The organism is Nocardia abscessus NBRC 100374 (genome assembly GCF_000308455.1).
Classification (GTDB): Bacteria; Actinomycetota; Actinomycetes; order Mycobacteriales; family Mycobacteriaceae; genus Nocardia; species Nocardia abscessus.
On the sequence record NZ_BAFP01000122.1, the window covers coordinates 37,569 to 49,009 of the forward strand.

The window sequence follows — 11,441 nt, forward strand, 5'->3', positions numbered from 1 at the left end:
TCGGGTCGAACACCCACGGCGGAGCCGCACCGCACGGGCCCGGGGAGGTGCGCCGCTACGAAGTGCGCCGCGCGGTGAGAACCGCGTCGTAGAGCTCGCGGCGGGAGACGGCGTGGACGGCGGCGACCTCGGCGCAGGCGTCCTTCAGACGAGCGCCGGCGGCCGTCAGCGATTCGACGGCGCCGACCAGATCCGCGGGATCGGCGGCGGCGGGCTGGGCGCCCGCGAGCACCACCGTGATCTCGCCCCGCGCGCCCTCGACGGCCCACGCGGCCAGTTCCGCCAGGGTGCCGCGAACCACTTCCTCGTAGGTCTTGGTCAGCTCCCGGCAGACGGCGGCGCGGCGGTCCGGGCCGAGCACCTCGACCGCGTCGGCCAGGCAATCGGCGAGCCGGTGCGGCGCCTCGAAGAACACGCAGGCGCGTGACTCGGTGGCCAAGGTGCGCAACCATTCCCGGCGCTGGCCGGATTTGCGCGGCGAGAATCCGTCGAAGCAGAACCGTTCCACCGGCAAGGCCGACAGCGCGAGCGCCGTGGTCACCGCCGAGGGGCCGGGCAGGCAGGTCACCGGGAGGTCGCGCTCGGCGCACGCCGCCACCATGCGGTAGCCGGGATCGCTCACCGACGGCATCCCCGCGTCGGTCACCAGCAGCACCGTGCGGCCCTCGGCGATCTCGTCGAGCAGCATCGGGATCCGCGCGGTCTCGACATGGTCGTAGAAGCTGACCACCCGGCCGGAGATCTCGACACCGAGCGCCTTGGCCAACGACCTGGTGCGCCGCGTGTCCTCGGCGGCCACCACGTCGGCGGTGGCCAGCCCCTCGCGCAGGCGCTGCGAGGCGTCCCCGATGTCGCCCATCGGTGTCGCCGCGAGCACCAGCCTGCCCGTCGTCACTGTCGCTGTCCCACCTCTCCGGAGTGATCAGGCCGTACAAGTCGGGCGCCGAAGGATCTGCGTTCAGGTCCTGCGTCGGGGTGCGCCCGAGTTCTGGGCGTACCCGATGAGTTGCCCATGTACTTACGAAACCGGTTCGTAGCGTATTCCGGTGTCAGCGACGACTACGGGCGGGTCTCGTGGTCCGGCCATGGGCCGGGTGCGCAGGACCTGAACGCGACTCGTGCGACCGCCCAACGCGTACGGCCTGAATACTCGGAGAAGCGGCACAGCATACGATCGGGGCGTGACCCAGGTGACCGACCAGCGCGCGACCGCACGGTTCGGAACCGTGCCATCCTGGTCGAGTCCGGGACCGCTGCGGCCGACGCCCGACTTCGGCCCCACCGACCGACTGCGCGGCTGGCTGGTGACGGCTTTCCTCACCGCGATCGCGGCGGTGACGCGCTTCACGATGCTCAACTACCCAACCGACGCCGGCACTCCGGTGTTCGACGAGAAGCACTACGCGCCGCAGGCCTGGCAGATGCTCACCGGCGGCTGGGTGGAGGACAACCCCGGCTACGGACTGGTGGTGCACCCACCAGTCGGCAAGCAGTTCATCGCGCTCGGCGAGGCGATGTTCGGCTACAACGGCTGGGGCTGGCGCTTCACCGCGGCGGTCGCCGGAACGGTGCTGGTGCTGCTGGTGATCCGGATCGTGCGGCGGCTGGCGCGCTCCACCCTGATCGGCGCGATAGCGGGCATCCTGCTGATCGCCGACGGGCTCACCTTCGTCTCCTCGCGCATCGGCATGCTCGACATCTTCATGGCGCTGTTCGTCACCGCCGCGTTCGGCTGCCTGATCGTCGACCGTGACGAGATCCGCGCCCGGTTCGCGCGCGCGGACGCCCACGGCCGGATCGGCGTGACGGACTGGGGGCCGCGCCTCGGGGTGCGCTGGTGGCGTTTCGGCGCGGGCGTGCTGCTCGGCCTGGCCTGCGGAACCAAATGGTCCGGCGTCTATTTCATCGCCGCCTTCGGCCTGATGAGCGTCTACTTCGACCTCTCGGCGCGGCGGACCTACGGTGTGCGCCGCCCCTGGCTCGGCGTGGCCTTGCGTGATGTCGGTCCCGCGCTGTACGCGCTGGTGCTCGTCCCCCTCGGCGTCTATCTGGCGAGCTACTGGGCCTGGTTCGCCAGCGAGACCGGCGTGTACCGGTACATGCCGGGCAATCCGTCGGCGCCGACGGACCCGATCGGCACCGGCGGATTCTGGTCGCATGTGGCGCCGGGCGCGCTGCGCTCGCTGTGGTACTTCAACGCCAGGTCGCTGGAATTCCACACGGAACTGACCAATTCGGCGGGCAACCACCACCCCTGGGAATCCAAACCCTGGACTTGGCCCATGGGCCTGCGCCCGATGCTGTACTACTACGCCGACGGCGGCGTCACCGGCTGCGGCCAGACCCAATGCGTGAAGGCCGTGATGCTGATCGGCACGCCCGCCATCTGGTGGGTCGCGGGTCCGGTACTGGCCTGGATGCTGTGGCGCGCCGTGGTGCGCCGCGACTGGCGCTACGGCACGGTGCTGGTCGGCTACGGCGCCGCGCTGCTGCCCTGGTTCGCCACCCTCGACCGGCAGATGTACTACTTCTACGCCGTACCGATCGCCCCGTTCCTGGTGATGGGTGTGGCGCTTGCGCTCGGCGACGTGCTGGGCCCGGCGCGCCCCAGCACCATCCCGCGCAGCCCCGCCGGGACCTACCTCCCCGCCCCGCCGAACGAACGACGCAGCCTCGGACTGCTCGCGGTCTGTCTCTACCTGGGCCTGGTGATCGCCAACTTCATCTGGCTCTGGCCGATCCTCACCGCCCTCCCCATCACCCCGAGCAACTGGCACGACCACCTCTGGCTGCCCAGCTGGAGGTAGTAAGGGGTCAACCTTCCAGCGCCGCTTGCACGTAGTGCAGGGCGGTGGCGTCGTCCAAGCCCAGTCTGCGCACGGTCGCGACATAGGCGGTGGCCGCGCGACCTGCCACGTCGCGGGTCGGGTCGCCGGACGACGCGATGAACGAGCCCTGTCTGCCGCGGGTTTCGACCACGCCGTCGGTCTCCAGTTCGCGGTAGGCCCGCGCCACCGTGTTGGGGGCCAGGCCGAGCTGGGCAGCCAGGGCGCGGACGGTCGGGATCTTGGTTCCGGCGGTCAGCTCGCCGGAACGCACCTGCGCGATGATGCCCAGGCGTAGCTGCTCGTAGGGCGGCACAGCCGATTCATGGGAGACCGTGATGGTGAACATGGCGGACTCACACGTCGTCTCGGGACAGCGGACAGGACAGGCAGCGGGGCCCGCCTCGGCCGGAACCCAATTCGGAGCCGGGTATGCGCAGCACCTCGATACCCGCGTCCTCCAGTCTGGCGTTGGTCATCTCGTTGCGCTCGTAGGCCACCACCACGCCCGGAGCGAGGGCGAGGGTGTTGTTGCCGTCGTCCCACTGCTCCCGTTCCGCGGTGACGCCGTCCAGCCCGGTGTCGATGACCCGTAGTTTGCCGATGCCCATCGCCTCCGCGGCCGCCGGCAGGAACGGATCGGGCCCGCGCATGCTGACCCGGCCGCTGCCGAGCCGTCCGCCGTAGTCGGCCTCCTTGCGGATCGTGAAGGCGCACAGCGACTCCCGCACCGCTGGGTACATCACGACGGCATCCGCGTCGACCATGGTGCACACCGTGTCCAGGTGCATGGTGGCGCGGGTCTGCGCGATCGGCACCACGAGCACGGTGTGCGCGAGGTCGTCGTCGAACAGACTGCGCGCCAAGGCTTCCGCGCCCGCGGGTGAGGTGCGCTCCCCTACGCCCACCGCGACCACGCCTTCCGACAGCAGCAGCACGTCACCCCCTTCGATCGGAGCGGTATGCGATTCGTAAGCGCGGCGCACCCCGAGGAAACGGGGATGAAAGGCGTAGATGAGGTCGGTCAGCGAGGTCTCTCTGCCGCGCGCGGGCAACGCGAGGGAGGTGATCGCGACACGCGGCCCGACCCAGAATGAAGAGTCCCTGGTGAACAGCAGATTGGGCAGCGGATCGATGACGAAGTCGCCGCCGTGGTGCATGCGGCGGACAAGCGAGGTGGCGTTGGGCCCGAACGGCAATTCGTCGAAGGTCATACCCGACATCAGGATTTCGGCCAGTTCTACGGCGGGCACCCCGCGCAGGAAGGCGGCCAGCTCGTCGGCCAGCGCGTGGCCGAGCCTGCGCGCGTCGACCGCGGCGGAGATGCCCTGGATCCGGGCCGCGCCGCTGACCTCCAGCGTCTCGGCGAGCAGCTTCGACAGCAACAGCACCTCGGTGCCGCGGCTGCGCAGGACGTCGGCGAACATGTCGTGCTCCTGCTGAGCGCGCTCCACCCACGGGATCCCGTCGAACAGCAGCTGATCGTTGTTGCGCGGGGTCAGCCTGCGCAGCTCGTTGCCGGGCCGGTGCAACAGCACCGTGCGCAGCGTGCCGACTTCGGACGTCACGGCCAAACGCGCACCCTCCTGCGCGGACACAGCATCTGCTCCCATGATCAGACCGTAGTGCGCCACGGCCCGGAGGGCACGCGATTCCCGGCTTCGGATGCCGATCACCGAATCCGGCCCCCGCACACCCTAACCTGAAGTATTGTTTAGGTGATAGGGAGGAGCGTGCATGTCGACAGCAGCTGATTGGCGGGCGAAAGAGCTGACCCCCGGGCAGCTCTCCGAGCGTAGTGGAGTCGCGGTCTCCGCGTTGCACTTCTACGAACGCGAAGGGCTCATCACGAGCAGACGTACCAGCGGGAACCAGCGCAGATACGCCCGCGAGACACTGCGGCGCGTGGCCTTCATCCGCATCTCCCAGCGCGTCGGCATACCGCTGAGCGAGATCAGGGCGGCCCTCGATCAGCTGCCCGAGGGCCGCACTCCCACCCGGCGTGACTGGGAGAGCCTCTCGACCGTCTGGCGCGCCGATCTCGACGACCGCATCACCCAGCTGATCCGCCTGCGCGACAGCCTCACCGGCTGCATCGGCTGCGGCTGCCTGTCGCTGGGCAGCTGCCGCCTGGTCAACGAGCACGACCGGCTCGGCGCCGAGGGCCCCGGCGCCCGCGTGCTGGATGTGCAGCTCAACTGCCCGTCGAAGCCAGCAGCCTGCTGAAGCGCGCGCTGGTGCGGCGCATGACGAACTCGTAGGGAAACGCGAACTTGCGCGCCCACCAGTAGCCGAAGCGGATGTCGAACGAACTGTAGATGAGGAACCGGTTGCGTTCGATCCCGCGCAGGATGGCCGACGCCACCCGCTCCGGCGGCACCGCGTGCTCGGCGAATGCCGCGGTGAGCCGCTTGATCTTCGGGTCCTCCTTGTTCACTCCGACCAGCTCGACGCTGCGCACCAGCGGCGTGTTGACCGCGCCCGGCGCCACCAGGTGCACCGTGATGCCGTGTTGCGCCAGATCGAAGCGCAGCACCTCCGACACACCCCGGATGCCGTATTTGGCCGCGCTGTAGGCCGCGTGCCAGGGCAGCGCGAGCAGGCCCGCCGCCGACGACACGTTCACCAGCGCACCGCCCTTGCCCGCGCGCACCATCGGCGGCACGAAGGTCTCGATGACGTGGATCGGGCCCATCAGGTTGACCTCGACCATGCGCCGCCAGTGCTTGTGCTCCAGGTTCTCCACGGTGCCCCAGACCGACGTGCCCGCGATGTTCATCACGATGTCCAGGCTGCCGAGCTCGGCGTGCACTCGGTAGGCGAAGGCGCGCACCGCGTCGTAATCGGTGATGTCGAGCGCATCGGCCAGGGCGACGCGGCCGCCCGAGGCGCGGATGTCGCTCACCGTGGCGTCCAAGCCCTCGGCATCGATGTCGGTGAGCACCAGTTCGGCGCCCTGCCCGGCGGCGGCCAGCGCGGTGGCCCGGCCGATGCCGCTCGCCGCCCCGGTGACCAGCACCGTCGCCTCGCGCACCGTTGTTCGACCCGCTCGCCCGCGACCTCTACCCAGCACTGCGCATCCCATCTCGAATCGCCGAATCGGTTCTCCGCAGGGTAGTCCAGCCGACGGCCGCCGACCGCGCCGCCGCTAACGACCCAGCACCGCGAGCATGCCCGCGACGGCCCGTGGCCAGGTGAACTGCTCGGCGCGGCTGCGTGCGGCTCGGCGCCGGCCGGCCTGCGGCATGGCCAGCACGTCGCTGACCGCGCGCGCGAACGCGGAGGGATGGTCGGCGGCGACCGCGCCGCAGTCGGCGGTCACGATGTCGGCCAGCGCCGAGGATCGGCTCGCCACCACCGGCGTGCCCGCCGCGAGCGCTTCCAGCGCCGCGAGGCCGAAGGTCTCGTGCGGGCCGGGTGCCAGCGAGACATCCGCGGTGGCAAGCAGTTTGGCGACCATCGCGCGCTCGGAGATGAACCCGGTGAAATGCACGGCGGGCACCCCGCCCGGCAGCGGGGACAGCGCGCGAGCCCGCCGCTGCAGCGCGTCACGGCGCGGTCCGTCCCCGGCGACGACCAATCGCGCCTCGATCCCCGCCTCGCGCAACGCGCCGACCGCCTCGATGCTGCGGTCCACCCGCTTCTCGACCGACAACCGGCCGCAGTGCACCAGCAGCGGATGACCTGGCACGCCGAGATCGGCGCGCAGCCTGCGATCGCGTCGATGCGGATTGAACAGGTCGAGGTCCACCCCGAGTGGGACCAACTCCACGTTCTCCGCGCCGATGCGCAGAAACTCTTCGCGGGCGAACTCGGTGGTGCACACGACCATGTCGTAGTCGGTGGCGGTGCGCCGGTTGGCCACGTCGGCGCAGCGGCGCGCCACCGGGCCGGGCAGCACCTGGCCCAGCAGCCGGTCGAGCCGCTCGTGCGAGATCATCACGCCGGTCACGTCGCGCCGCCGCGCCCAGCGACCGAAGCCGCGCAGCGTGAGCCGGTCGGACACCTCCAGCACGTCGGGACGCAAGCCGTTCAGGACGTCGGCCACCCGGCGTGGGTCCGCGGCACGGTAGCCCCCGGTCCCCGGGATGGCCAACGCGGGCAGCGTGATCCGCGCGACCCCGGTGGGCAGGATCTCCTCCGAGCGGCGCGGACCCGGCACGATCAGCACCACGTCGTGTCCGGCGGACACATACCCCTCACCCAGGTGGTGCAGCGCCGTGCGCAGCCCACCCGAACGCGGGCCGTAGAAGTTCGCCAGCTGAACTATGCGCACGTGGCCGATCGTGCAGCGGATCGGGTTACCCGCGCCCAACGGTGCGTGAACGGCCGTGAAAGAACCGGATAACCGGCGGCTGCGGCCGCGCTCTCAGTGTGCGGGCAGCCCGCGCCCGGCCCTCGGCAGATCGAGGTCGAGCGGGATCCGGCCCGCGGCCAGATGCGCCTCGACCTGCTCGGCGGGCATCGGCTTCGCGATCAGGAAGCCCTGTGCGCGGTAGCAACCGAGGCCCACCAGCGTGCGCGCGGCGACCGCCGTCTCGACGCCCTCGCCGACCACGCCGAGCCCGAACGAGCCGGCCAGGCCGATGATGGACTTCACGATGGCCAGGTCGTCGGTGCTGGCGCCGAGCCGCTGCACGAACCCGCGATCGATCTTCACCGCGTCCACCGGCAGCGCCTTCAGATGCGACAGCGAGCTGTAGCCGGTACCGAAGTCGTCGATGGCGATCTGCACGCCCATCCGCTTCAGCCCGCGCAGCGTGACCTGGGTGCGGGCCAGATCCTGCACCACGACGTGCTCGGTGATCTCCAGGCACACCGAGCTGCCGTCGATGCCGAACAGGCGCAGGATGTCCTCGATGCGCTCGACGAAATCCAAGCTGACCAGCTGCACCGGTGACACGTTGATCCGCATCACCACGTTGCCCGCCAGCCCGCGGCGGCGCCATTCGGCGAACTGCGCGCACGCCGAGCGGATGACCCAGCGCCCCAGCTCACCGGCCAGGTTGGTGGCCTCGGCGACGGTGACGAACGCGGCGGGCGGCAGCAGGCCCCTGGTCGGATGCAGCCAGCGGACCAGCGCCTCCAACGCGACGATGCGGCCCGTGCGCAGGTCCACCTCGGGCTGGAAGTGCAGCAGCAGCGAGCCGTCCGACACCGCGCCGCGCAGATTGAGCTCCACGTCGTCTTGGAGTTCGAACTGAGCGCGCATGGTGTCGGTGAACACCGCGACGCCGTTGCCGCCACCCGATTTCGCCGACAGCAGTGCATGGTCGGCGCGGCGCAGCACATCGGCGACGGTGGTCTCACCGGGGAAGCCGAGCGCCACGCCGACGCTGGCGCCCCGGCTGACGGACTCGCCGCCGACGGTGACCCGCCGGGCGATCAACTGCTGGATGCGGTTGGCCTCGTATTCGGCGGCCACCGCGTCCATCGGCTTGGCCGGAACGATGACGAATTCGTCGCCACCCAGGCGGGCGATCATGTCGTTCGGGTCCAGGTTCTCCCGCAACCGCGTCGACAACGTGCGGATGAAGTTGTCCCCGGCGGTGTGACCGAGGAAGTCGTTGAGGGCTTTCAAGCGGTCCAGGTCGAGGAAGAAGGCGGCCACCGGGCCGGGGCTGCCGGAGCGTAATCGCTCCTCCATGTGCTCGAGCAGCGCGCGTCGATTCGCCAGACCGGTCAGGTCGTCGTGCAGCGCGATATATCGGAGCCGCTCCTCCGCCACCACCCGCGCCTGTAGTTGCGCGAACAGCGCCGCGATGGCGGTGAGCACGTTGAGTTCGCGGTTGCTCCACTCGCGGTCGCCCGACTTGACGAACCCGAGCACGCCGGTCGGCTCGCCCCGCGACAGCAGCGGCACCGCCGCCGAGGTCACCCCGGCGATGCCGGACCCGCGGCGGACGGTCTCCTGGTAGTCGGCGAATTCCGGGGTCGGGCGCGCGACCATCGGCTCGGTGGCGTTCTCCAGCGCCCGGAACACCGGGTCGGCGCCGTCGAAGTAGATCACGCCGAGCGGGTCCGGATCGGGCACGTTCTGCCGGTGCGGCCACTCCGCGATGAGCACGGTCGCTCGACGTTCGCGGTCGGTGTGTCGCACGTAGCTGAAATCGACGTCGAAGTACGCGACCAGTTGTGCGAGCACGCGTTCGGTGGCGGCGACCATGGTCGTGGCGTCCACACCCATGAGCTCAGAGGCGACCTGGGTCACCAACGAGTCGAGTGTCCGCCGTGGCACATTGTCTCCGATCGCGCTAACTACTGGTGTCCACACCGAGCACCGGACGCCGCCTGCTGCGCACGGTGGCGGCGGAGGCGTAGCTCAGGCGAAGCACCAACGCCATGGTCTCATGCTCAGGCACTTCCAGCAGGTCCAGGAAACGGCCCTGAAGTGACGCTAGTGTATCCACGAAGTCGGGAGAAATCGCAGCAAGTTCCGCATGGCGTCGGGCGTAGAGATATACCGGAGAAATCGGTTGCACACACAATCCGAGGCGCTCGGCCCGCACCCAAACCCGCGCGACGGCCGCGCCCGCCTCGGCATAGTCGGTCAATTGCGGGTCGGTCGCCTGGAAGGTGACCGCCAGAACGGCGGAGCTGGACCGCACCCGGTCGGCGGTGTATTTCCCCAGCGCCGAGCCGCCCGACCAAGATCGTAACTGCGCCATGACGTCGGCGCGGGTGGTGATCTCGAACGCCGCCCATTCGTCGTCGGTCAACTCCAAGCTGCGGGCATCGATCCCGGTGTCCGGGTCGTCGTCCGGCCACCGAACTTCGGCGAGCATTTCCTCGTATAACCGGGGCGTGAGATAGCGAATGCGATCGGAATCCGCCAGCAAACACGCAGCTTCCTCAATGCCCAGCCGGGATACCACCGCGCGCACCCGCGCGCCTGCCGATTCGGCGACCGCATCGAGCGCGTCGAGCACCCCGTCGGCCAGCCCGGCCCCGGTGCCGACCCTGCGGTTGCTCTCGCGGCGCAGGACAGCGGGATAGTCGGCGGCCAGATCGGCACTGCGGGCGTTCCCCAGCCGCAAGCGGGCGAGAAGGCGACCGGACCCCGGCGCGCCCTCGACGAACTCGTGCGGGCCGAGAATCCCGTGCGCGGCCGCGGCGACCCGCGCGTTGTACACAGCCGCGCCGAGCGCGACGGCGCTGCCGCGATAGCCGATGTCCATCGCCGTGCTGTGCTCCGGCGCCAGCTCGATCGAGATCTCACTTTCCCCGGCTCGCAGCGACCACGGCTGCATGTTTCCGCCGGACGGAGCCCGCTGCGCGCAGGCCAGGATGCTTTCGATCGGTCCGCCGGCGGGCTCGGGCGGGGCCTGCGCCCAGATCGGCTCGTCGTTCGGCGGCGGGTCGGCCAGCTCGTCGAGGTGCCGTTCCACGTCGACCCGGACGCGGCCGGAATCCAGCTTCGTCCCCAGTCCGATGCGGCGGACGGCGGCGACCACACCGGCGGCGCCGAGCGCGACGTCACCGGCCAGTTGCGGCCAGCTGGTCACCGTCTCGCCGACTTCGACCAGGCTCGCGCCCAGCCGCGGCGACAGCCCCGCGGCGCCGAGCAGCTTCACCACGAACGGCGCCTTCTCCCTGGAGGTGAGCCCGCGCAGATCCGCCGCGCGGATGTCGCCGAGTAGTCCGTGAAACGCCGGGCGCTCGGGTTCGAGATCGAAACGCTCGACGTCCAGCAAACCGCGGTCACTGGTCTCCATGAGCAACGGAATACGATGCCGAGCCGCCGCCTTCCTGATCACCAGCTTCATATCCAGCGAATCACATTCTTCGACGACGATCGCGAGACCGTCCAAGAAATCGTCCACCGAATTCTCGTCGACACCCGCTTCGAAGACCTGCACCGGCAGATAGGGATCCAACTCGGCAATACGGCGCGCGGTTGCCACCGCTTTGTTGACGCCGATATCGAACAGCGTTCCCGGGACCCGGTTCAGATTGGACAACTCGATTTCGTCGAGATCGGCCAAGCGTAATTCACCGCAAACGCCCTCGAGCGCGAGCAGATGCGCGATCGCATGCCCCGCGCTCTGCCCGATGATCCCGATGGTGCGTTCGGCGAGACGATCCTGTTCGGCTCTGGTCAGTTTGTTCCGATTGCGGTCCAGCCGAATCGCCCGGAAAGTTCGCGGCCCCGGCAATCCGACCACCGCGGCACGCCACGGGTAGTAGATCCAGCGATCCGCTTCGGGCCCCTCCGGAATGTCCGGCGCGGCAACCATTTTGCCGCGCTCGGCGCGCAACGACGCACGCAGGTCGAGGAATTCGATGTGCGGGTCCGCGCGCAGTGCGGCGAGTATCCGAGCGTCCTCCGGATCCGCCGGATCGAGGATCAGTGGCCGGTGGTCCGCCACTCGGGGCCGGTCATCGTCCATGTCCGCGCCGACCCTCCGTCCCCCGGCCGATTCCGCACCGCGTGCCGGGCGCGGCCGCGGCGGGCAGGCCGAGCGCATCCTGTTCGGCCTGCGTGAGAGACCGCTGCGATTCCTCGGCGAATGCGGGGTAACTCCGAGTGTCCCACCACAGCGGGACGGTCCGGTAACGCTGGTCCGGATACGGCACCGCGGGAACGCGCTCGGCGGGCACAGCGCCGCACGCCTC

9 protein-coding genes and 1 pseudogene are annotated in these 11,441 nt (G+C 69.9%); 2 read left to right on the forward strand and 8 right to left on the reverse strand.

All coding sequences use genetic code 11. The features are described from left to right. Positions 1 to 55 precede the first annotated feature (55 nt). Positions 56 to 895 (reverse strand): 16S rRNA (cytidine(1402)-2'-O)-methyltransferase, encoded by an 840-nt coding sequence (rsmI, locus tag ON19_RS25165; protein ID WP_227954612.1) that lies wholly within the window; start codon positions 893 to 895, stop codon positions 56 to 58. Between the two features lie 286 nt (positions 896 to 1,181). On the opposite strand from rsmI, the gene ON19_RS25170 reads away from it, so the two are divergent. Continuing rightward, the gene (locus tag ON19_RS25170) at positions 1,182 to 2,807 is read left to right on the forward strand and encodes a dolichyl-phosphate-mannose--protein mannosyltransferase (protein ID WP_043697848.1); all 1,626 of its coding nucleotides are present in this window, start codon (positions 1,182 to 1,184) and stop codon (positions 2,805 to 2,807) included. A gap of 7 nt (positions 2,808 to 2,814) precedes the next feature. Here the strand turns inward: ON19_RS25170 and ON19_RS25175 are convergent, their stop codons facing one another. Both ON19_RS25175 and arcA read right to left on the reverse strand, forming a co-directional pair. Further along, positions 2,815 to 3,174, reverse strand: coding sequence for a GntR family transcriptional regulator (locus ON19_RS25175; protein ID WP_043697851.1), 360 nt, complete (start codon positions 3,172 to 3,174; stop codon positions 2,815 to 2,817). Positions 3,175 to 3,181: 7 nt separating this feature from the next. After that, positions 3,182 to 4,438 carry an arginine deiminase gene (gene arcA / locus ON19_RS25180; protein ID WP_086006711.1) on the reverse strand — a complete coding sequence of 419 codons (1,257 nt, stop codon included), beginning with the start codon at positions 4,436 to 4,438 and terminating at the stop codon, positions 3,182 to 3,184. A gap of 124 nt (positions 4,439 to 4,562) precedes the next feature. Here arcA and soxR point away from each other — a divergent pair, with 124 nt between their 5' ends. Next, entirely contained in the window at positions 4,563 to 5,051 is a 489-nt protein-coding gene (soxR, locus tag ON19_RS25185; protein ID WP_043697852.1) for a redox-sensitive transcriptional activator SoxR, read from the forward strand. Here the strand turns inward: soxR and ON19_RS25190 are convergent. The 5 genes and pseudogenes from ON19_RS25190 to ON19_RS43360 form a co-directional block, all read right to left on the reverse strand. After that, positions 5,020 to 5,910 carry an SDR family oxidoreductase gene (locus ON19_RS25190; protein ID WP_083899618.1) on the reverse strand — a complete coding sequence of 297 codons (891 nt, stop codon included), beginning with the start codon at positions 5,908 to 5,910 and terminating at the stop codon, positions 5,020 to 5,022. The two genes, soxR and ON19_RS25190, sit on opposite strands and share 32 nt — an antisense overlap. Before the next feature lie 63 nt (positions 5,911 to 5,973). Continuing rightward, a complete protein-coding gene (locus ON19_RS25195; RefSeq protein WP_043697902.1) occupies positions 5,974 to 7,101 on the reverse strand; it encodes a glycosyltransferase in 1,128 nt (375 codons plus the stop codon). Positions 7,102 to 7,194: 93 nt separating this feature from the next. Next, positions 7,195 to 9,036: a putative bifunctional diguanylate cyclase/phosphodiesterase gene (locus ON19_RS25200; protein ID WP_280925715.1), complete on the reverse strand. Its 1,842-nt coding sequence runs from the start codon at positions 9,034 to 9,036 to the stop codon at positions 7,195 to 7,197. 43 nt (positions 9,037 to 9,079) lie between these two features. Next, positions 9,080 to 11,215: an Rv1355c family protein gene (locus tag ON19_RS25205; protein WP_043697860.1), complete on the reverse strand. Its 2,136-nt coding sequence runs from the start codon at positions 11,213 to 11,215 to the stop codon at positions 9,080 to 9,082. Continuing rightward, positions 11,205 to 11,441, reverse strand: a pseudogene (locus tag ON19_RS43360) (hypothetical protein); the annotation flags it as partial. The gene ON19_RS25205 and the pseudogene ON19_RS43360, both read right to left, overlap by 11 nt.

What these genes read in the sequence shown, in the direction of transcription:
- ON19_RS25175 (WP_043697851.1), bottom strand. Translation starts at nt 3,174, where the DNA reads ATGTTCACCATCACGGTCTCCCATGAATCGGCTGTGCCGCCCTACGAG.
- arcA (WP_086006711.1), bottom strand. Translation starts at nt 4,438, where the DNA reads ATGGGAGCAGATGCTGTGTCCGCGCAGGAGGGTGCGCGTTTGGCCGTG.
- soxR (WP_043697852.1), top strand. Translation starts at nt 4,563, where the DNA reads ATGTCGACAGCAGCTGATTGGCGGGCGAAAGAGCTGACCCCCGGGCAG.
- ON19_RS25190 (WP_083899618.1), bottom strand. Translation starts at nt 5,910, where the DNA reads ATGGGATGCGCAGTGCTGGGTAGAGGTCGCGGGCGAGCGGGTCGAACA.
- ON19_RS25205 (WP_043697860.1), bottom strand. Translation starts at nt 11,215, where the DNA reads ATGGACGATGACCGGCCCCGAGTGGCGGACCACCGGCCACTGATCCTC.